The sequence below is a fragment of the Variovorax multivorans genome, from assembly GCF_051216835.1.
Classification (GTDB): domain Bacteria; phylum Pseudomonadota; class Gammaproteobacteria; order Burkholderiales; family Burkholderiaceae_C; genus Variovorax.
On the sequence record NZ_JBPJZL010000005.1, the window covers coordinates 318,420 to 338,730 of the forward strand.

Annotated in this window: 21 protein-coding genes; 9 read left to right on the forward strand and 12 right to left on the reverse strand. The window is 68.6% G+C overall.

What is annotated here, in order from left to right; translation table 11 throughout:
• Positions 1 to 7: 7 nt before the first annotated feature.
• Positions 8 to 1,435: a M20 family metallopeptidase gene (locus ACSFCA_RS14895; protein ID WP_435460005.1), complete on the reverse strand. Its 1,428-nt coding sequence runs from the start codon at positions 1,433 to 1,435 to the stop codon at positions 8 to 10.
• 116 nt (positions 1,436 to 1,551) lie between these two features.
• On the opposite strand from ACSFCA_RS14895, the gene ACSFCA_RS14900 reads away from it, so the two are divergent.
• Positions 1,552 to 2,490, forward strand: coding sequence for a LysR family transcriptional regulator (locus ACSFCA_RS14900; protein ID WP_435460006.1), 939 nt, complete (start codon positions 1,552 to 1,554; stop codon positions 2,488 to 2,490).
• Positions 2,491 to 2,496: 6 nt separating this feature from the next.
• On the opposite strand, the gene ACSFCA_RS14905 is transcribed toward ACSFCA_RS14900, so the two are convergent.
• Positions 2,497 to 3,159 (reverse strand): NAD-dependent epimerase/dehydratase family protein, encoded by a 663-nt coding sequence (locus ACSFCA_RS14905; protein ID WP_435460007.1) that lies wholly within the window; start codon positions 3,157 to 3,159, stop codon positions 2,497 to 2,499.
• Between the two features lie 15 nt (positions 3,160 to 3,174).
• Positions 3,175 to 3,561 (reverse strand): thioredoxin family protein, encoded by a 387-nt coding sequence (locus ACSFCA_RS14910; protein WP_258353822.1) that lies wholly within the window; start codon positions 3,559 to 3,561, stop codon positions 3,175 to 3,177.
• 103 nt (positions 3,562 to 3,664) lie between these two features.
• On the opposite strand from ACSFCA_RS14910, the gene ACSFCA_RS14915 reads away from it, so the two are divergent.
• Positions 3,665 to 4,003 (forward strand): Mpo1-like protein, encoded by a 339-nt coding sequence (locus ACSFCA_RS14915; protein ID WP_093051582.1) that lies wholly within the window; start codon positions 3,665 to 3,667, stop codon positions 4,001 to 4,003.
• On the opposite strand, the gene ACSFCA_RS14920 is transcribed toward ACSFCA_RS14915, so the two are convergent.
• Positions 4,000 to 5,211 (reverse strand): YihY family inner membrane protein, encoded by a 1,212-nt coding sequence (locus tag ACSFCA_RS14920; protein ID WP_258353820.1) that lies wholly within the window; start codon positions 5,209 to 5,211, stop codon positions 4,000 to 4,002. The two genes, ACSFCA_RS14915 and ACSFCA_RS14920, sit on opposite strands and share 4 nt — an antisense overlap.
• On the opposite strand from ACSFCA_RS14920, the gene ACSFCA_RS14925 reads away from it, so the two are divergent.
• Positions 5,210 to 5,683, forward strand: coding sequence for a DUF2069 domain-containing protein (locus ACSFCA_RS14925; protein WP_258353819.1), 474 nt, complete (start codon positions 5,210 to 5,212; stop codon positions 5,681 to 5,683). The two genes, ACSFCA_RS14920 and ACSFCA_RS14925, sit on opposite strands and share 2 nt — an antisense overlap.
• On the forward strand, positions 5,680 to 7,113 hold the full coding sequence (locus tag ACSFCA_RS14930; protein ID WP_426389437.1) for an FAD-binding oxidoreductase: 1,434 nt from the start codon (positions 5,680 to 5,682) through the stop codon (positions 7,111 to 7,113). The genes ACSFCA_RS14925 and ACSFCA_RS14930 overlap by 4 nt, the downstream gene beginning before the upstream one ends.
• A 15-nt stretch (positions 7,114 to 7,128) precedes the next feature.
• On the opposite strand, the gene ACSFCA_RS14935 is transcribed toward ACSFCA_RS14930, so the two are convergent.
• On the reverse strand, positions 7,129 to 7,272 hold the full coding sequence (locus tag ACSFCA_RS14935) for a hypothetical protein (RefSeq protein ID WP_435460008.1): 144 nt from the start codon (positions 7,270 to 7,272) through the stop codon (positions 7,129 to 7,131).
• Between the two features lie 301 nt (positions 7,273 to 7,573).
• On the opposite strand from ACSFCA_RS14935, the gene ACSFCA_RS14940 reads away from it, so the two are divergent.
• Together ACSFCA_RS14940 and ACSFCA_RS14945 are read left to right on the forward strand one after the other, a co-directional pair.
• Positions 7,574 to 8,191 (forward strand): RNA polymerase sigma factor, encoded by a 618-nt coding sequence (locus ACSFCA_RS14940; protein WP_093051594.1) that lies wholly within the window; start codon positions 7,574 to 7,576, stop codon positions 8,189 to 8,191.
• Positions 8,188 to 9,252, forward strand: a complete 1,065-nt coding sequence (locus ACSFCA_RS14945) for a FecR family protein (RefSeq protein WP_435460009.1) — start codon at positions 8,188 to 8,190, stop codon at positions 9,250 to 9,252. Before ACSFCA_RS14940 ends, ACSFCA_RS14945 begins: the two co-directional genes overlap by 4 nt.
• A 13-nt stretch (positions 9,253 to 9,265) precedes the next feature.
• On the opposite strand, the gene ACSFCA_RS14950 is transcribed toward ACSFCA_RS14945, so the two are convergent.
• The 7 genes from ACSFCA_RS14950 to ACSFCA_RS14980 all read right to left on the reverse strand — a co-directional run bounded on the left by ACSFCA_RS14950 (position 9,266) and on the right by ACSFCA_RS14980 (position 16,794).
• Complete coding sequence (locus ACSFCA_RS14950) at positions 9,266 to 9,397, reverse strand: hypothetical protein (RefSeq protein WP_258353814.1); 132 nt, start codon at positions 9,395 to 9,397, stop codon at positions 9,266 to 9,268.
• Between the two features lie 92 nt (positions 9,398 to 9,489).
• Positions 9,490 to 9,729 carry a hypothetical protein gene (locus ACSFCA_RS14955; RefSeq protein WP_258353813.1) on the reverse strand — a complete coding sequence of 80 codons (240 nt, stop codon included), beginning with the start codon at positions 9,727 to 9,729 and terminating at the stop codon, positions 9,490 to 9,492.
• 153 nt (positions 9,730 to 9,882) lie between these two features.
• Entirely contained in the window at positions 9,883 to 11,331 is a 1,449-nt protein-coding gene (locus ACSFCA_RS14960; RefSeq protein WP_435460010.1) for an efflux transporter outer membrane subunit, read from the reverse strand.
• Entirely contained in the window at positions 11,328 to 13,340 is a 2,013-nt protein-coding gene (locus ACSFCA_RS14965; protein ID WP_435460011.1) for an ABC transporter permease, read from the reverse strand. The genes ACSFCA_RS14960 and ACSFCA_RS14965 overlap by 4 nt, the downstream gene beginning before the upstream one ends.
• Positions 13,337 to 14,401 (reverse strand): efflux RND transporter periplasmic adaptor subunit, encoded by a 1,065-nt coding sequence (locus tag ACSFCA_RS14970; protein WP_435460012.1) that lies wholly within the window; start codon positions 14,399 to 14,401, stop codon positions 13,337 to 13,339. Before ACSFCA_RS14970 ends, ACSFCA_RS14965 begins: the two co-directional genes overlap by 4 nt.
• Positions 14,402 to 14,521: 120 nt before the next feature.
• The gene (locus ACSFCA_RS14975) at positions 14,522 to 15,106 is read right to left on the reverse strand and encodes a Fur family transcriptional regulator (RefSeq protein WP_435460013.1); all 585 of its coding nucleotides are present in this window, start codon (positions 15,104 to 15,106) and stop codon (positions 14,522 to 14,524) included.
• Positions 15,103 to 16,794: a cyclic peptide export ABC transporter gene (locus tag ACSFCA_RS14980; protein ID WP_435460014.1), complete on the reverse strand. Its 1,692-nt coding sequence runs from the start codon at positions 16,792 to 16,794 to the stop codon at positions 15,103 to 15,105. Before ACSFCA_RS14980 ends, ACSFCA_RS14975 begins: the two co-directional genes overlap by 4 nt.
• A gap of 268 nt (positions 16,795 to 17,062) precedes the next feature.
• Here ACSFCA_RS14980 and fhuF point away from each other — a divergent pair, with 268 nt between their 5' ends.
• The 3 genes from fhuF (at position 17,063) to ACSFCA_RS14995 (ending at position 20,099) form a co-directional block, all read left to right on the forward strand.
• Entirely contained in the window at positions 17,063 to 17,803 is a 741-nt protein-coding gene (gene fhuF / locus ACSFCA_RS14985; RefSeq protein ID WP_435460015.1) for a siderophore-iron reductase FhuF, read from the forward strand.
• Between the two features lie 66 nt (positions 17,804 to 17,869).
• Positions 17,870 to 18,706 carry a N(5)-hydroxyornithine transformylase PvdF gene (locus ACSFCA_RS14990; RefSeq protein ID WP_435460016.1) on the forward strand — a complete coding sequence of 279 codons (837 nt, stop codon included), beginning with the start codon at positions 17,870 to 17,872 and terminating at the stop codon, positions 18,704 to 18,706.
• Between the two features lie 91 nt (positions 18,707 to 18,797).
• Positions 18,798 to 20,099 (forward strand): lysine N(6)-hydroxylase/L-ornithine N(5)-oxygenase family protein, encoded by a 1,302-nt coding sequence (locus tag ACSFCA_RS14995; RefSeq protein WP_435460017.1) that lies wholly within the window; start codon positions 18,798 to 18,800, stop codon positions 20,097 to 20,099.
• Positions 20,100 to 20,311 lie beyond the last annotated feature (212 nt).

A 20,311-nucleotide genomic window follows, 5' to 3' on the forward strand; every position in this document is an offset into this window, starting at 1 on the left:
GTGCGTATCAGGAAAGGGAAGAAACGGATGGCGGCAGTTGCCCGGCGGACCACGGCGCGAGCCCCGGCTCGCCCAGGTCCCAGTAGAGGCCGGCCATGATCTGCAGGCCCTCGCGCGCCAGCGGTGCGAGCAGGTGCTCGTTGGGCGCGTGCTGCGCGCAGGCCGGGTACGAATGCGGCACCCACAGCGTGGGCAGCCCGAGCAGGTCGGCGAACACGTCGTTGGGCAACGAGCCCGCAAGGTTGGGCAACAGGTCGACGCGCTGCCCGCTGCTTTGCGCGATGGAGCGGCGCGCCCAGCCCACCCACGGGTTCTCGACATCGAGTCGCGTCGCCGCGCCGGTCAGCGTGATCTGCACCTCGACCTGGCCGAAGCCGTGCGCATCCAGGTGCGCGCGCACGATCTTCTCCAGGTCTTGCCACGGCGTGCCGACCACGAAGCGCAACTGGCAATGCGCCACGGCTTCGGAAGGAATCGCGTTGACAGGCCGCTGCGCCGAACCCGCGCCGAGCGCCAGCACCTCGATGGTGTTCCACGCCACCAGCCGCTCGGCCGGGCTCAGGCCGGGCTCGCCCCAGCCCTCGTCGACCGCGGGGTCGTCCGCGCCGCCGCCGATGGCGATGTCGGCCAGCGCATCGCGCACGGCCTGCGTGACTGGCGGCGGGCGCAAGGCTTCGACGAGGATGCGGCCGCGCGCATCCACCAGCGAGGCCACCGCGTGGCTCAGCACCGTGCCCGGATTGACGAGCACGCCGCCCCAGTTGCCCGAGTGATAGCCGCGCGGCCGGGCGCGCAGCCGCAGGCTGAAGTTGACCGCACCGCGCGAGCCGAGGAACAGCGTGGGCCGCGCGGCGCTCACGCGCGGACCGTCGCTGGCGATGAACAGGTCGGCGCGCAGCTTGTCGCGCTCCTGCGCGCACACCGCGTGCAGGCCGGGCGAAGCAGCCTCCTCGCCCATCTCGACAAGCCACGTCATGTTGTAGCCCAGGCGCCCGCCGCGCGCCTCGAGCACGGCAGCAAGCCCGCCGAGGTTGATGCTGTGCTGGCCCTTGTTGTCGGCGGTGCCGCGCCCGTACCAGCGCTCGCCGCGCACGGTCAGCGCCCACGGGGCGAGGCCCTCTTCCCAGTGCGCGTCCTGCCCGCTGACCACGTCGCCGTGGCCGTAGGTCATCACCGTGGGCAGGGCCGGGTCTTCGATGCGGCGCGCGATGAGGAACGGCCCGCCGCCAGGCACCGGGTTGGCGACCACCTCGCAGGCGAAGCCGAGCGCCATGAGGGGCGGCATCATTTCCTCGCGCAGGTAGGCCTCCAGCGCGGGCGTGGCGGCGCCGGTGTCGCTTTCGGTGCGAAAGGCGATGCGGCGCTGGAGGTCGGCGAAGAAGCCGCCCCCGTCGAAGTAGGCGGCGGCAGCGGCCAGGCTGTCTGTGCGTTGCATGAAGGGCTTCCTTGTCTGTCTGTCCATCGGGTGCAGCAAGTACAAGGCCTGAAGGCCAATGCTTCCAGCATCGTTTTGGCAAGCTACCATTGCCTTGAAGGCAACACCCTGGCGTCATGACTCTCCCGCTCCTCAGCATCCCGATGCGCCACTTCCTCGAAGTGGCGCGCAGCGGTTCGGTCAACCAGGCTGCGGCGCGGCTGTTCGTGGCGTCTTCGGCGGTGAGCCGGCAGATCGCCAAGCTCGAAGACAGCCTGGGCACGCCGCTGTTCGAGCGGCATGCGCGCGGCATGGCACTCACGGCCGCCGGCGAACGGCTGGCCGCACACCTGCGCAATGCGCAGCTCGACATCGAGCAGGTGGTCGAGCAGGTGCGCGACCTCGGCGGGCAGCGCGCACGGCGCATCCGCATGGCCTGCACCGAGGGCTTCGCGGGGCATTTCATGCCGCTGGTGATGCGCAGCTTCGAATCCGCGAATCCGGGCTGCCAGCTCGAACTGCACGTGGGTTCGCCCGACGGCGTGAGCGCGCTGCTGGCGCGCGGCGAGACCGACATCGCGCTCAAGTACGTGGTCGCGCCCGAGCCGGGCTTGAAGATAGAACACACGGCCACCGCGCCGGTGTACGCGGTGCTGCGCCCCGACCATCCGCTGGCGCGCCAGCGCGTGGTGTCGGTGGCCGACGCGGTGCGCTATCCGCTGGCCGTGGGCGACAGGGGCGTGACCGCGCGCCAGCTGTTCGACCAGGCCTGCAGCCTGCAGGGGCTGCAGTACCACGCGCTCTTCGTGAGCAATTTCTCGTCGGTGCTGCTGCCGTTGCTGCGCACGCCCGACGTGATGCTGTCGGGCCTGCTCACGGTGATGCACCTGATCGACGCGGGCACGGTGGTGGCACGGCCCTTTGCAGAAGCGCCGCTGCATCAGCGGCAATTGCAAGTGCTGGCGCTCGAAGGCCGCACGCTGCCGCCGCTGGCGCAGGACTTCGTGCGGCACCTGGTGAGCGCAATCGCCAGCGCGGGCCGGCGCAAGCTGGGGCGGGCGCGGGCCGCGGCCTGAAGCCGTTCAGCCCAGCGCGTTGATGTCCGCCGGATCGAGCAGCACCTTCGGCGCGCCGTTGCGCGCCACGGCCAGCATGGCGCGGCCGATCTTCTCGGTGGTCGTCACCTTGTTCGGCCACAGGCTGTGGGCCAGCCCGAGCACGGGCCTGAGCACGACGATCGCAGCGTCGTAGAGCGGCGTCTTCGAACGAATGCCATGCAGCGGCTGGATCATGCCGGGGCGGAACATGTAGGCAGCCTTGAACGGCAGGCGCAGCAAGGCGTTCTCTGTGGCGCCCTTCACGCGCGCCCACATGCTGCTGCCGCGCTCGCTGCTGTCAGTGCCGGCACCGGTCACGTAGGTGAAGGTCATGCCCGGGTTGAGCCGTGCGAGCACGGTGGCAGCGGCCAGCGTCAGGTCGTAGGTGATGCGCTTGTACTCGGGCTCCTTCATGCCGACCGACGACACGCCGAGGCAGAAGAAGCAGGCATCGAAGCCTTGCAGCTGCGACTCGATGGCGCTGTAGTCGTACATGTCCTTGTGGACCAGGTCGCGCAACTTGGGATGCTGCTGCCCTGTGGCATTGCGGCCTATCGCGACGACGCTTTCGACATCAGGCGCCAGAAGGCACTCGCGCAGCACGCCCTGCCCCACCATGCCGGTGGCGCCAAAGATCAGGATTTTCATGGGAGGGGCTTCCGGTCAGACCGTGAAGACGGTCGGCTTCTTGTTGAGCACGGCGAGCAGCAGGTCGACGTCGAAGCTCGAAGGCTTTGGCGGCTGCAGCGCAGAGAGCATGCGCGACAGCGTTTCGGCATGCGGCAGCAGCGGACCCAGAAAACGCGTGCCGTCGGCGCCCGCAACCAGCAGGGTCGGGAAGGTCTCTACGTCGAAGGCGTCGGCGATGTCTGCGTGGTCTTCGATGTCGACCCAGGCGAAGCGGAACTGCGGATGCGCGCGCGCCACCTCTTCGAGCAGCGGCCGGTAGTCGCGGCAGGTGCCGCACCATTCGGCGCAAAGGCACACGACCCACGGCGCATCGTTGCTGGCCGGCTCGACGGATTCGGGGGTGCTTGGAAGGGCGCTCAAGGCTGATGCGTCAGTGGTGTGATCGGAAGGCCGGGGTGGTGCGGCCGGAAGGTCGTGGCTATTATGGACAAAGCCCTCCCGGAGGGCACAGGAGACCCGCACGATGAACACCACGACTGCCCCAGGATCTGCCGTCGATCCGCGCCAATTCAAGAGCTTTGCGCAGTTCTATCCCTTCTATCTGACCGAGCACGCCAACCTCACCTGCCGGCGGCTGCACTTCGCGGGCTCGACCATTTCGCTGCTGTGCCTGGTGGCGCTGGTGGTCACACTCAACCCGCTGTGGCTGCTGGCCGGGCTGGTGGCGGGCTACGGCTTTGCCTGGATCGGGCACTTCGGGTTCGAGAAGAACAAGCCGGCCTCGTTCAAGCGGCCGCTTTACTCCTTCATGGGCGACTGGGCGATGTACCGCGACATCTGGCTCGGTCGGGTGAAGATCTAGATCAGGAGCACGTCGCCCAGGCGCAGCGAGCGCAGCGGACCCTTCTGCCAGAGGTCTTCGAGCGGCTCGGCCTGTGGCATCAGCAGTTCCTTCAGCAGCGGCTCGATGGGCGTCGATGGGTCCGCGAGCATCACGTAGCGCGGGTCTTCGTTGGCGGGCTCTTCCGCCAGCGGTGCGATCCAGTCGAGCGCCACCAGCGTTTCGAGCACCGGCGCCAGTTGCAGCGCATCGACCCGCATGCGCGTGACCAGTTCGGTCGCGCCCATGCCCTTGGCCGGCGTGGCCTGCGCGCGGGCCAGGTGCTGCAGCGCTTCCATTGCCAGTTGCAAGGGCCAGCCGGCAGTGCCACCGCGCCGTGCCACGCCCGTGAGCAGGCTCGGCAAGTAGGCCGCGATGACCGCGCCGAGCAGCACGATCACCCAGGCCACGTAGATCCACACCAGCAGGATCGGCACCGTGGCAAAGGCGCCGTACAGCACCGAATAGGTCGGCACCAGGCTCAGGTAGTAGGCCAGCACGCGCTTGGCGATTTCGATGGCGGCCGCCACGAAAATGCCGCCGGCCCAGGCATGCGACCAGCGCACATTGGTGTTGGGCACGTAGTGGTACAGCGAGGTCATGCCGACCGCGAGCAGCGCGAACTCGAAGGTGTCGAAGAACAGCTTGACCATGCCGCGCCCCACCACGTCGCTGGTGGCAGAGACCACGTACGAAGTGGTCGACAGGCTCACCGCAAGGATGATCGGCCCCAGCGTGATGGCCGCCCAGTAAATGAGCACCCGCTGCGCGAACGGCCGCGGCGAGCGCACGCGCCAGATGTTGTTGAGCGTCTTGTCGATGGTGAGGATCAGCGCGATGGCGGTGATCAGCAGCACGATCAGGCCCGCGATGCCCAGCCCGCTGGCCTTGCTCGCGAACTGGTTCAGGTAGCCCAGCACCTGCCGCGCGATGTTGTCGGGAATCAGGCTCTCGATGAGCCAGCGCTGCAGGCGGCCCTGCATCTTCGCGAACATCGGGAACACGGTGAACAGCGCCAGCGCCACGGTGAAGAACGGCACCATCGCGATGGTGGTGGTGAAGGTCAGGCTGCTGGCCGTGAGGCCGAGCCGGTCTTCGCGAAAACGCTCGCCCAGCACCGCTGCGGTGTTGCGCCACGGAAAGCGCGAAAGATCCCTCCAGAGTTGCCTGCGATTCATGGCGGCTATCATGCCATCCGCTCTTTTTGTCGCCGCTGGCCGCCTGCCGGGCGCTCCCTTCTCTTCGCCGCCCAACGTGTCCGACACTCCGCTCCCGCCCTCCTCCGTTCGCGCGACCCGCTGGGCCGCCGTGGGCAGCCTCGTCGGCCTCATCGTGCTGGGCCTGGCCTGGGAGCTTTGGCTGGCGCCGCTGCGCCCGGGTGGCTCGCTGCTGGCGCTGAAGGTGCTGCCGCTCGTCATTCCGCTCGCGGGTCTGTGGAAGAACCGCATGTACACCTACCGCTGGGTCAGCCTGATGATCTGGCTCTATTTCACCGAGGGCGTGGTGCGCGCCTGGAGCGACACCAACGGCGTGGGCCAGGTGCTCGCGCTCGTCGAGGTGCTGCTGTGCCTCGTGCTCTTCGCGGCCTGCGCATGGCATGTGCGGCTGCGCCTGCGCCACGCCAAGAACGCTGCCCGCCAACTGGAGGCTTCCGCCCAATGACCACTGCTGCTTCTTCTTCCCTGATCGATCAACTGCGCGCCATCGTCGGCGCGGCGAACGTGCTGAACGAGGGCGACCTCACTGCCTACGAGCAGGACTGGCGCAAGCGCGCGCGCGGCAAGTCGCTGGCCGTGGTGCGGCCCGGCAGCACGCAGCAGGTGGCCGATGTGGTCAAGGCCTGTGCGGCCGCCGGCACCGCCATCATTCCGCAGGGCGGCAACACCGGCTTGGCAGTCGGCTCCATTCCGGACGAGAGCGGCACGCAGGTGGTGCTGAGCCTGCAGCGGCTGAACGCGATCCGCACCATCGACGGCGCCAACCTCACGATGACAGTCGAGGCCGGCTGCATCCTTCAAACGCTGCAGGAGACGGCCGAGAAGGCCGGCTTTCTCTTCCCGCTGAGCCTCGCGGCCGAAGGCAGCTGCACCATCGGCGGCAACCTCGCGACGAACGCGGGCGGCACGCAGGTGGTTCGCTACGGCAACACGCGCGAGCTGTGCCTGGGCCTCGAAGTGGTCACGCCGCAGGGCGAGATCTGGGAAGGCACCAGCGGCCTGCGCAAGGACAACACCGGCTACGACCTGCGCGACCTCGTCATCGGCAGCGAAGGCACGCTCGGCATCATCACCGCCGCGACCATGAAGCTCTACCCGCTGCCGGCCGCGCAGCTCACGGCCTGGGCCGCGGTGCCCTCGCTCGACCACGCGGTCACGCTGCTGGGCCTCGCGCACAAGCACCTGGGCTCGGGCCTCACGGGCTTCGAGGTGATGGGCAAGTTTGCGCTGAGCCTGGTCGACAAGCACATGCCGCAGCTGCGCGTGCCCTTCATCAAGGATGAGGCCGTGCCGTACTGCGTGCTGCTGGAAAACTCCGACAGCGAATCCGAAGACCATGCGCGCGCGCGCTTCGAAGCGCTGCTCGAAACCGCCTTCGAAGACGGTTGCGTCACCGACGCGGTGGTGGCCGAGAACCTCACGCAGGCGCACCAGCTGTGGCACATCCGCGAAAGCATTCCGCTCGCGCAGGCCGAGGAAGGCCTGAACATCAAGCACGACATCTCGATTCCGGTGTCGCGCATCCCGGCCTTCGTGCAAGAAACCGATGCGCTGCTGGCACGCGAGATCGCCGGCGTGCGGCTGGTGAACTTCGGCCACCTGGGCGACGGCAACCTGCACTACAACGTGCAGGCGCCGGAGAACATCGACACCAAGGCGTTCCTGAAGAACGAGGAAGAGCGCATCAACACGCTGGTGTACGACGCGGTCGAGAAGTTCGGCGGCTCGTTCTCGGCCGAGCATGGCGTGGGCTCGCTCAAGGTCGACAAGCTTGAGAAGCACAAGTCGCCGGTGGCGCTGGAGATGATGCGGGCGATCAAGCGCGGGCTCGATCCGAAGAACATCCTGAACCCGGGTCGCGTGATCCGGGTCTAGCCTGGCGGCCCGCGTTCAGTCGAGCCCGGTCTTCCCTGGTGCCCAGTAGGCCTTGGCCTTGATGCGCCGCGCCTCGACGCCCTGCGCCTTCAGCGCCCGACTCACCTGCTGGATCGACGCGGCCTTGGCGGTCAGCACATAGTGCGTGCTGCCTTCCATGGGCGGCACCATCGCGGCCTGCGGCAACGCCGCGAGAACCTGACAAGTTAGTTTCGACAGCCAGTGGCAAAAGTGGCAAAGGCGGCTCATCCGCGACGCGCCACAGTCATGTCTTCGGCTAACAATTCAGTGATACACTCCAATAAGAATAGTTCTTATTCACTCCTCCCGGGGATTTTCAAAACCAAATGCTTCTGCGGCCAGCTCGCCTCTTCCCACGTGGAAGTCGAGGCGAATCCGTCGGTGCGTTCTGGCGAACGACCCCGGGGTCCATCGTCGATGCTTGCGAGAAGGCGGCCGGATGCGCGACCTCGTTCAGGAACTGGTAGCTCACTACGCGGACTTGCGCCGGCAGCTCACTCGCGACCTGAGAGATCCGCACTACGCGGCCGACATCGCGCAGTCCAGCTTCGAGCGGGTCTATGCGGCATCGCTCAAGACGCGCGGCGGCAATCGCGGCGATGCACTGCCCGATCTGCAGGACGCCGCCTATTCCATCGAATCGCCCCGCGCCCTGCTGTTTCGCGTGGCGCGCAACCTGTGCGTCGACGATGCACGCCGGCGCAAGGTCGCGCAGGAATGGGTCAGCACGCATGCAGGCATCGGCACGCACCAGACGGCCCAGTCCAGCGAATACGTCGTGGCACAGCAACGGGTGCTGGCGCGGGTGGTCGAAACCATGGAACAACTGCCGCCGCGCCGGCGCGAGGTGTTCCTGTTGTTCCGCGCCTACGGCCACACGCGCGCTGAAATTGCGCAGCGGCTGAACATCACCGAGATGGCCGTGGCCAAGCACCTGCTGCGCGCCACCATCGATTGCTCGCGCGTGTTCGCCGAACTGCGCTCGGAACTGATCGAGCCGCAGGTCGTGCTGAGCCGGCCGGGCTTCGACGCGGCGTTGGCCGAAGACTTCTCGTGAGCGGCGGCAGCATGGCGGCAAGCGCTCCTCCGCGCGAACGGCTGATCGAGCGCGCGCTCGCGCTGATCGTCGAAGGAGAGATCGCACCCGGCGAGGCCGCAGGCCAAGCCCGCGCGTTGCTCAACCAGTGGCGCGGCAAATCAGCGGAACATGCGGCGGCCGTGCAGGAGGCGCGCGAGCGCTGGGACGCACTCGGCGGCATGGCGAACGACTTGCGCGCGCACTTCGACGAACCCGAAGCCGCGCTGATGGCCAACGCAGCCGCCACTGCCGCCGCATCGACGCACCGGCAGCAACGCCGCAAGATGCTGCTTTCGGTCGCCGCCTTGCTGGGCACCGGCCTGGTCGCGGGCCGGGGCGTGCAGTGGTACTGGCAGCAACCCGTGTTCCGCGCAGCCTACGAAACCCGTACCGCGCAGATGCTGAAGGTAACGCTGACCGACAGCCGCAGCGGCGCGCCCGGCAGCCAGCTCGACCTGGCACCGCAGAGCGCGATCGACGTGGCGCTCTATCGCCAGCACCGCGCCGTCGACATGGCGCACGGCGAAGTGCGCTTCGAGGTGGCGCGCGATGCAGACCGCCCTTTCAAGGTCCGCACGCGCGGCGCCACCATCGAAGTGGTCGGCACCGCTTTTACCGTGCGCGACCGTGGCGGCCCGATCACCGTGGGCGTGGAGCATGGCCATGTGCGCGTGCACATGCCGCCGCGCGACGGGTCCACCGGCGCAGAGGCGGAAGTGATCGACCTGCGCATGGGCGACCTGCTTGAAATCGATGACGGCCGTGCCGCCGCAGTGCGGCAAACCGACACGGCCGCCCTGTCCGCGTGGCGCAATGGCTGGCTCGTCTTCGAGAACACGCCGCTCGGCGACGCCCTGGCCGCGGTCAACAGTTATCGTGCGCGGCCCATCGTCAGCACGAGTTCGCGCGTCGACGCGATGCGGCTGTCGGGCCGTTTCCGCACCAACGATTCCGACGGCCTCGTGGCCGCGCTGCCGACGATCCTGCCTCTGGCCGCCGAACCGCAGCCGGACGGCAGCGTGACCCTGCGAACGCGCTGAGTCCTTCGCCGCGTCAAGCGCCGCGCACATTCCCCACGGGGTGGCCGGACTGCACGAGGCCCCATTCCGCCAGCGCGATGTCGAGCGCGCGCAGGTGCCGTGGGTCTTTCCCAAGCCACTGGGCCAGCTCCTCTGTGTTCTGCAAAGTCGGCGAGGCGTGCATGCAAGCGAAAAGCGACGCCGCGGTGCGAACACATTCATCGGGCACGAGGCAGTGCGCGGCCAACCCGGCGCGCCTCATTCGAGTCCGCCCGTGGGCGGATGAAAATTCCTGCGGCGGCTGACGACCAGGGCGGCGCCCGCCAGTGCCCAAAGGCGCAGGGCACGGTCGAATGCGGGCGGATGCGCCTGGTCTTCCCGCAACCAGTGCGTCAGCTTCAACGCGCCCGTGCGGCATGGATTCTCTCGGAGGTCCATATAGAGACGCCATGCGGTCTCCTCGGCGGACGGCGCCTCCGGATGGTTTTGCGGGGCCACTGCTACTCCAGGCGCTGTGTTGTTGATCCAGGGGGATGATCGTCGAGGCCGATGCGCACCGGGAAATGCCGGCGCGCAGGCGTCTAGAGAAAAAGACGATCCGCGGCCCCGAATGTTCAAGGAGGCCGGCCCAGCGATGCAGGGCCACGAGCGTCAAACGCATTCAGTATGTCCTTCGGCTGCTGCGGCGCTCGTGCACCGGGCCTGCTGCCATCCGCCGCCCATTGCACGGTAGAGCGAAACCCGTGCCTGCAAGCGCGCCATGCGCAACTGGACCGCCAGGTCCTGCGCGGCATACAGGGTGCGCTGCGCGTCGAGCAAGGTCAGCAGCGTCTCGGCGCCCGCACGGTAGCGGGCTTCGGACAATTCTGCCGCGCGGCGCGCCTCGGCCAGTTCGGCGCCTTGCGCCGTTGCCTGCGCATCGATGGCCGACACGCCGTTCAGCGCAGTCTCCGCATCCGCGAACGCACCGACGATCGCGCCCCGGTAGGCGGCCAACAGTTCTTCGCGCCGCGCCTCGGCCAGGCGCTGGCCGCCCGCCAGGCGCCCTCCGTCGAAGACCGGCGCGGCCAGCCCGGCAGCCAGGCTGTAGAGCGGGTTGTCGAAGAGCCTGCCGAAGCGGCTCTCTCCGGTGCTTACCGTGGCGCTCAGGGACACGGTAGGCAGCAGCGCGGCGCGCGTCGCCAGCACGTTGGCATCGGCCGCAGCCAGATGCGCCTCCGCGCGTGCGATGTCCGGGCGCCGCACCAGCAATGCAGAAGGCGCACCCGCGCCCGCGCCGATGACGGGAACCTGAAGCGCATCAAGCCGCGGCCCCCGCAGTTCGAGCGCCGGCGCCGTGGTGCCCAGCAGCAACGCCAGTGCGGTCTCGGCGTCGCCCGCCTGCTGATGCAGTGCCGCGAGCGCGCGTTGCTGCGCGGCCACCAGACCGCGCTGCTGTGCAAGATCCAGTGGCGACACCGCGCCGGCGCGGCTGCGGGACTCCACCAGCGCCAGCACGCGGCGCGCGTTGTCGAGGTTGCGCGCCGCAATTTCGGTGCGTTCGCGCAGGGCCAGCGCCAGCAGCCAGGTGGCGGCAACATCGGCCGTCACAGTGAGCCGCACCGTATCGCGATCGAAGGTGCTTGCGCGCAGGCCTTGCAGCGCTTCGTCGCGCAGCGCGGCATCGCGACCCCACAGGTCGAGTTCATAGCTGGCGGCAAAACCCGCGGCATAGGTGCTGCCGGCAACCGTGGCGTTGCCACCCAGGCGGCCCTCGCGGCTGGCGCCGAGAGTGCCCGTCACCTGCGGCCGCAGCGCCGCGCCGGCGATGCGCGCCCGCGCGTCGGCCTGCCGCACCCGCGCGACAGCAGCCGCGAGATCGTTGCTTTGCGATTGCGCGCGCGCAATCAGTGCATCGAGTTCCGTGCTGCCGAAACTGCGCCACCACTGCGCCTCGACCGGACCCGTGTCGCCGAGTACCTGCGCATGACGCCATGCAGAGGGAAGCTCCACCGCGCGCTCGGCGCGATCGCCATGCAGCGCGCAGCCCGATGACAGCGCCGCGCACAACAAGGCCGCCCACCAGCCGCATCCGGAACGCGTTCGCAGCAACACAGTCATTTCCCCGCCAGCGCCACCACAGGGTCCAGCCGCGCAGCGTTGCGCGCCGGCATGAACCCGAAGATCACGCCCGTCAGCACCGCGCAGCCGAAGGCCCCCACGCTCGCCGCCAGCGAGAACAGCACCGGCACGCCGGCCAGCATCAGCCCCACGACAATGCCCAGCCCGGCGACGACGCCCACGGTGCCGCCCACCGAAGTCACCAGCACCGCCTCGGTCATGAACTGCCGCAGGATGTCCCGCTGGCGCGCCCCCGTCGCCACGCGAATGCCGATTTCGCGCGTGCGCTCGCGCACCGTCATGAGCATCACGTTCATCACGCCGATGCCGCCCACGATCAGCGACACGATGGCAATCAGCCCCAGCATCAGCGTCATTGCGCGCGCGGTTTCGGTCTGCACGCGCAGCGCCTCGACGCGGTTCCATATCAGCACGTGGCGCCCGGCCTGCTGCCGTTCGAGCTGCGCCTCGATGGCGGTGGCCGTTTCCTGCGCCTTGTCGATGTCGCGCACCTGCACCGCAAGCCACGTCGGGTGAGGATGGCCGTAGACGCGTGTGGCCGCGGAAGACAGCGGCACCACCACCCGGTCGTCCTGGTCCTCGCCGTTGGTGGCGCCCTTCGAAGCCAGCACGCCGACGACCTGGAACGGCACCTTGTCCACCAGGATGTCCTGTCCGACGGGGTCCTGCCCGTCGGCGAACAGGCGCTGGCGCACCGTTTCGCCGATCACCGCGACCTTGGCGATGCGCCGTTCGTCCTCGGCGTCGAACATCACTCCCCGACTCACGCCCCAGCCGAGCACTCGCGAGAAATCGACCGTGGCGCCGCCGCCCTCGGTGAGGTGGTCGATATTGCCGCGGCGCACGACCACCCTGTCCTCGATGTAGGGCGCGACGCCTTCGACATTGGGCAGCGCGCGAACGGCCAGCGCGTCGTCCAGCGTGAGCGGCGCGCTCGGGTTGCGCAGGCTGGCGAGCTGCACGGAAACGAACATGGTGCGGGTGCCGAAGGTCTCGAACTGCGCCATCACCTTGCGCTGCGAGCCGCCGCCGACCGCCAGCATCACGATGACCGAGGCCACGCCGATCACGATGCCCAGCAGCGTGAGCCCGGTGCGGAACCGGTTGCTCCACATCACGCGCCATGCGGCCCGTGTCGCCTCGCGAATGTCGGCAGGCAGCGAGGCGCCGCCTGTGACCGACGGACGACTGAAGACCGGGGCCGGTACGGCAGCGATTGCCGCCGCGCCTTCGCTGGTGTGTTCACCCGAGTCCGCCACGATGCGCCCGTCTCGAATCTCGATGATCCGCCGCGCCTGCGCGGCCACCGAGCGGTCGTGCGTGATGAGGATGATGGTGTGGCCCGCATCTGCCAGTTCGTGCAGCAGCGCCATCACTTCGGCGCCGCTCTTGCTGTCGAGCGCGCCGGTGGGCTCGTCGGCCAGGATGATGCGCCCGCCGTTCATCAGCGCCCGCGCGATGGCCACGCGCTGCTGCTGCCCGCCCGACAGCTGGTGCGGGCGATGGTCGAGCCGCGCGCCCATGTCCAGCCGTTCGAGCAGCGCAGTGGCACGCGCACGCCGCTCGGCCTCCGGCATGCCGGCATAGAGCGCGGGAATCTCCGTGTTCTCGCGCGCCGACTCGCTGGGCACCAGGTGGTAGCCCTGGAAGACGAAACCGAAGGCCTCGCGGCGCAGCCAGGCGAGCGCGTCGGCATCGAAGCTGGCCACGTCCTGGCCGTCGAACAGGTAGCGTCCGGCGCTCAGCCGATCGAGGCAACCCAGGATGTGCATCAGCGTGGACTTGCCTGAGCCCGAAGCACCGACGACGGCCACGAACTCACCCGCGTACAGGCGCAACGAGATGCCATGCAGCACGGTCGTTGCCGGGCTGCCCGCCCCTGCTTCCTTGCCGCCCCGTCCACCGCGCCCGCCGTACGACTTGCGAATGCCCTGCAGCTCGATCAGCGGCCGCGGCGCATCGCCCGGTGCATGCGCCGCGGTCGTCATGGCTTCGAAGCCCTGGCGGCGATGACGATGCGGTCTCCGGCCTGCGCGCCTTCCAGCACCTGCGCGGCGAGCCGGTTGCGCACCCCGACGCGCAGTTGCCGGACCTCGACCTTGCCATCGGGGCGAAGCACGCGCGCCGTGAAGCGGTCGCTGCTGCCGGCCACCGGCACCAGCGCGGCAAGCGGCACCGAAAGCGCGTCCTTCTCGGCGTATTCGACGAAGGCGACCTTGGCCGTCATCTGCGGCATGAGCTCGCCGTCGGCGTTGTCGACATCGAACAGCGCCGTATAGACCACCACCTTGCTCGCTGCGGCGGAAGGCTTGGCGCTGCTGTCGCTGCCCGTCTTGCTCTCGGGCACCGGCGGCGCGGGCAGCAGCTGGCGCACGTGGCCCTGCCAACGGCGCTGGCTCTCGCCGAGCGTGGTGAAGTAGACCGGCATGCCGGTCTTGATGCGCCGCACGTCGGCCTCGGAAACCTCCGACCACACCGTCATCGAAGACAGGTCTGCAATGCGCAGCACATTGGGCGTCTGGTAGGTCGCGTTCAGCGTCTGGCCCTCGCGCGCCTCCACCGACACGACGGTGCCGGACATCGGCGCGTAGATGCTGGTGTAGCCGAGGCGGGCCTCGTCGGCCTTCAGCGTCGCCTGGGTCTGTGCGATCTGCGCCTCGAGCTGTCTCACGCGCGCACCGGCCGACGCCAGCGCGGCTTGCGCGGCCTGCACGTCTTCGTCCCGCGTGGCGCCGTCGGCAGCCATCTGGCGTTGTCTCGCATGCTGCTGCTGCGCCAGCACGTGCTGGGCCTGCTGGTCGTCGCGCTGTGCGCGCAGCCCGGCCAGCGAGGCACGGCCCGCGTCGACCGTGGCCCGCTGCACGCTGGGATCGATCTCCACCAGCAACTGCCCCCGCTTGACGACGTCGCCCGGCTGCACATGCAGCCGAAGAATCTGCCCGGAGACCTGCGCACCCACGTCCACGTAGTGCCGCGGCTGCAGCACCCCGAGTGCCGAGACGCTGGACTCGATGGTGCCGCGCACCACCGGCACGGAGTCGACGTCCATCGCCTCGCCTCTTCCCCAGAGCAACCCCGCTCCGGCCGCCGCGCAAAGGGACACGAGCACCGCGGCGACCGCACGGCGGCGCCAGGCGCCTTGACGCAAATCACTCACGCCGGCTCCTCGTCAAGCGGCAAGGCGCTGCGCACGCGGGCGAGCCCGGAAGCCCACGAGCGGCAGCATCCTGCCGTGCTCGCGCGACGACTGGTCCTCGCTCGACGATTCCCCTGTGGACCGGTGCTGGCAGGACGAACAGGAGCCGTGGATCTGCACGTCGAAGGTGCCCGCCAGCGGGAGGCCCTTGCTCTGGGCCACGCGCATCAGCGCCTCGTGAAGCTCGCGGTCCTGCACCTCGGTGAACCTGCCGCATCCGTTGCAGCGCATGCGCACGCTCAAGGCATCGGCATTCGCACCGGGCGCGGCGTAGCGGAACACCGCCAGCGCACCGCCGCGGCTGCGCGCCCATTCGCGCTCGATGAGCCCCGAATGTTCGAACTCCTTGAGGACGCGGTAGACCGTGGTCAGGCTGGCCGAGGTGCCGCGCAGCAGCATGCGGCGAAAGACCTCTTCACCGCGCTGCCATTCGCTGCCCGCGTCCGCCAGCGTCTGGAGCACGCACAGCCGCACCACGGACGGCCGGATTCGCGCCGCCCGCAGCTGCGACATGAACACCGGCCGCTGCGTATCGTTGGTTTGCGGGCCGTCGTTCATGCAGCAAGACTCTCCAGGTGGGCTCGGGGCCGGTCGTCCGCGATGCGGCCGGCGCTCATGGTGATGACGCGGTCGGCCAGGTGGAAGTAGCGGTCGTCGTGCGAGATCACGACCAGCAGGTGCCCCTTGGCACGCAGCTCGGGCAGCAGCTCGGTATAGAACAGGTGGCGGAAGGTCGGGTCCTGGTCGGCGGCCCATTCGTCGAACACCAGCACCGGGCGCCCTTCGAGGTAGGCGTGCACCAACGCCAGTCGCTTGCGCTGGCCGGTCGACAGGTCGGTGGTGGTGAAGGCACCGTTCTTCAGGCTCACCTTGTGTGCGATTTCCAGGCGCTCCAGGTAGGGCAAGGCGCGCTGCGGCAGCACCTGCATGCTGGCCTCGCCCTGCTCTTCATCCGGGCCGGCTGCGAGGTCCTCGAACAGGTAGAAGTCGGAAAACACCGTGGTGAAGAGCTGGCGGTAGTCGTCGCGGCGCTCGGGGCCCACCGGGGTGCCGTCGATTGCCACCTCGCCTTCGTGCGGCGCGTACAGGCCGAGCAGCAGCTTGATCAGCGTGGTCTTGCCGGAGCCGTTGTCGCCCACCACGAACACCATCTCGCCACGGCGAAGCCGCAGGTCGATCGGCCCGAGCGCGAAGGCCTCGCCACCCTCGGGCGCATCGAAGGCATAGCGCACGCCGCTCAATGCGATCTCATGCTCGAACTTCAACTCGCTGCCGGCATGGCCGACGTGCAGGTGCGGCTCCGGCGTGGCGAAGCGCGCCGACAGGTCGGCAATGCGCCGGAATGCGACCCGCGCGCGCCCGACGGCAGGCAAGGCACCGGCGATCTGGTCCATCGGCCCCTTGAGGAACAGCAGCACCAGCACGAAGCCGCTGAGCACCGCAGGCTCGGTCGGTCGGAACGAGGCCCAGCCCAGGATCAGCGCGATCAGCAGGAAGAACAGGCCCGAACCGAATGCGGCGGCAATGACGAAGGTGTTGATCGCGCGCCCGTTGACCGTGCGGATGTTGTCGACGATGCGCTCGATCTGGCCCCCGAACATGCGCTGGCGGCGCACGCGGTGCATGCGCAGCTCCTTGGCGCCCTCGCTGATCGCGCGGTAGGCCTTGTGCAGCTGGTCTTCATGTTCGCGCGCCTTCCAGAAACCGCTCACCCCGCGGAACTGCGCCATGGCCTGCACCGTCGCGCCGATCGCCAGCGCCACCAGCAGCACACCGAACAGCGGCAGCGACAGGTAGGCCAGGTAAGCCAGGCAGCCGAGCGCCGTGACGCAGGCGATCAGCGTCGCGGACAGCGCGAACGCCACGTCGCTGACCATGTCCACGTCCTGCGACAGCACCGGCATCAGCCGATGGGTGCGGTAGCGCTCCAGCGCATCGATGGGCGCCGAAAGGATCTTCTGCGCCAGGCTCTTGCGGACCTGCGCGACCACCCGCTGGCCGACGAAGTTGGTCGAGACATCGGACACCATGCGCCCGAACAGCGCCACCGCGCACAGCCCGATGAACGTCAGCAGCAGGCCGCCGGACAGACCACCCTGCCGGTTGAGCACTTGGTTGATGGTGCTCAGCAGCGCGACCGTGGCCGCGCCCGCGCCGATGCCCGTGACCGCCGACAGCAGGATCCACGGCAGAAACGGCTTGAGCAGGCGTGCGAACTCGCCGTCGGGAGCGGGGGCAGTTGTCATGCAAGAACTCTTTCCGCCCTTGGGCGACTGGGGTCCGGCAGCATGGGCAAGCCCTGCCGCCGGACACGAAACGGATGGATGCACCCCTGCCGCGCCAGCTGGGCCACAGGGCTGCGGGCGGCAACGGACCGCCTGTACCCCACTTGACGGGTGGCCCGCGCAAATGTTCACGCCGCGCGGCATGAACACCTGCGCGGCCCATCCGTCCTAGCTTCATGCCCCCTGCAAACCGCTGCACCGCCGGCGCCCCCTCTTTCGCGACGACGCCATGATCGCCATGCTGGAACCCCTGTTCCAGGGCAACCTGGCGCGGCACGGCGAGGCGCTGCAGTGCGCGCCGCAGCCGCCCGCGGGCGCGCTGCGCGTTGCCGACCTGGTGCATTCACCCGAACTGCTGGGCCGTGTGCTGCGTCTGCATGCGTCGCACCTGGGGGTCGAAGGCAAGGACCTGCGCGCAGTAGCTTCAGCCTGGAGCCTGGACTACCTCGGCATGCTGCTGCCGCCGGTCGCGGCCGCCGCCAGCGTACTGCAGCACGGATTTCCCGTTGCCGCCGACCAGGTCTGGGTGCGCTTCGGCCCGCATGCCCACCCACTGAGCTTTCACATTCGCGAGCTGGGCCAGCCGCAACGCGGCGCGACCACCGAGGAACGCTACTCGGCGCTGCTGCGGCAGCACCTGGAGCCGCTGTTCTCGGCGCTGTGCCGCCTGACGGGCATCGCCGCCAAGATCCTCTGGGGCAACGCGGCGCGCAACCTCGAACCGGTGCTCGACCAGGCGCTTGCGTTGACCGGCGGGTCGCCGCCGATCGCCGGCGACAGGCAGCAGTTGCTGCACAACCCCGCCTGGCCAGCATGGAGCAATCCTCTGCCCGGCCGGCAACGCGAAATCCGCGTGCGCCTCGAGGGCCGCGAGCGAACCGTGAAGCTGCACCGCCAGTGCTGCCTCTTCCATCTGTTGCCACGCGAAGGCTACTGCGGCGCTTGCCCGCTGTCGCCGGCGCACCGCTGACAACGCCATCACGTCATCAAGTCATCACTTCTTCCATCCACCCACCCATCCATCGAGCGCATATCCATGTCCAAGGCAAAACTCGTCTACATCATGTCCCTGAGGAATGCGGCCGCCGACAAGGCTGGCCAGTACATCGACTACAAGGGCGAGCAGCGCTACATGAAGTCCCCACTGGAGTACCTGGCCGAGGCACTCGAGCGCACGCCGCTGGGCGATGCCTACTCGCTGGAGGCCGTGCTCTTCGACGACGACGAAGGCTCGCCGCGCGACCGCCAGGCGCTGCAGGACTACGGCTTCGGGTTCGACCCGGCCCGCCAATGGATCTACCCGGGCGATCTGCAGGTGCAGGGCCGCCGGGCCAACGACATCTTCCACAACGTGCCGTCGACCTACCGGCGGCTGCCGCTGGACGCGGCCGCCGAGCGCGCAGCCGGAAAGAAGGAGTTCGAGCAACACCTGCTCGAGCGGCTCACCGCGCTGGAGGCCGACCTTGTCGTGCTCGACGGCCTGCTGGTGATCCTCGACCAGCTGGCGCGCCCCGAAAGCCCCTTCTTCCGCCGGATCGTGAACATCCATCCGGGCATCACGCGCCTGGAGTCGCCCTTCGAGCGCCGCGGCGCCTGGGCCACGCTCGACGCGCTGTACGGCGCCAAGGGCCAGCGGGTGGTCGACTGGCGCACGCGCGAGACGGTCGCGATCGAGCCGGTGCTGAAGACCGGCGCCTCCTTCCACTACGTGGACACCGGCATCGATTCGGGCGAAGTCATCTTCGATGTGCTGGGCACCGACATCGACCCCACGGACACCATCCTCGAGCTGCGCTGGAACAACTTCAACCGCAGCCTCTTTCCCGCGCTCCACCAGGGCCTGGCCCTGATGGCCGAGACCGTGGAAGCGTGAACATCCCGCGCCGCCGAGCGTCTTCTTACACACGGCCCAGGGTGGGCTGCCGCATGCGGCGCGCCGCCCTCCACCACAGGAGTTGATTTCAATGCCACACGTCCATGATCTGGTCGGGATCGGGTTCGGCCCGTCCAACATCGCCCTGGCCATCGCCCTCGACGAAAAGCGCCATGCCGGCCGCCCGCTCGATGCGCTGTTCATCGAGAAGCAGCTGAGCTTCGCCTGGCACCCGCACATGCTGCTGGACCACGCGCACATGCAGATCTCCTTCCTGAAGGACCTGGCGACGCTGCGCAACCCGACCAGCCGCTTCACCTTCATCAACTACCTGCACGAAAAAGGCCGGCTGACCGACTTCGCCAACCTGAAGAGCTTCTTCCCCAGCCGCCACGAGTTCAACGACTACCTCTCGTGGGCCGCCGAGCAGTTCGAAGACTCCTGCGCCTACGGCGAGGAGGTCTTCGAGGTGCTGCCCGAAGAAAAGGGCGGCGAAGTGGCCTTGCTGCGCGTGCGCTCGCGCAACCATGCGGGCAAGCTGGTCGAGCGGCTCACCCGCAACCTCGTGGTCAGCATCGGCGGCATGGCGAACATCCCCGACGGCTTTCGCGCACTCAGGAACGACCCGCGCGTCTTCCATTCGAGCAGCTACCTGCAGGACATCGCACGGCTGCCGGACGCCCGCCGCATCGCCGTGGTGGGCGCGGGGCAGAGCGCGGCCGAGATCTTCATGGACCTGCAGGGCCGGCCCGGCGCGCCGCAGGTCGACCTCGTCACGCGCTCGCGCTCGATCCGCCCGGCCGACGACAGCCCCTTCGTGAACGAGATCTTCAACGCCGAGTTCACCGACTACACCTTCAGCCGCTCCGACGAGGAGCGCGCCGCGCTGCTCGACGAGTTCTGGCACACCAACTACGCGGTGGCCGACCTGGAACTGATCCAGCAGATCTACAAGGCCTTCTACCAACAGCGGGTGACCGGCGGCAACCGCCTGCGCTTCCTGCGCCGGCACGACATCCGCAACGTCACGGCCGACGACCAGGGCGTGCACCTGGCGCTGTGGGACCAGAACGCCCTGCGCGAGCACACCGTGCGCTACGACGCCGTGGTGCTCGCCACCGGCTATGTGCGGGAGCACCACAAGGCTCTGCTCGCGCCGCTGGCGGGCTACCTCGGCAGCTACGAGGTCGACCGGCACTACCGCGTGCTGGCCACGCCCGACTTCCATCCGGCCATCTACCTGCAGGGCGCCTGCGAGGATTCGCATGGCCTGAGCGACACCCTGCTGTCCGTCACTTCGGTCAGAACCGGCGAAATCGGCAGCGCCCTGCTGGCCACGCCGGCCGGCGCGGCAGTGCACCTCCGGCCGGAACCGGAGGCCGTCCAGCCCTGAAATTCCGGCGCCGCACCCCGGCGTACTAAAGATTTGTGAAGGGGGAGTGTCTCTGTTTGATGAGTTCGAACGTCTTACTCATAGATGCGCCAGAGACCGGAAGTTGGGCCGGCATCCGCACCTGAATGTGAATGCGTCGTAATTCAAAAAACTGGAGTTGTTCTTTTATGCGTCCCCTGCCTCGTCAACATCTGCTGAATGCCGCGCTTGCC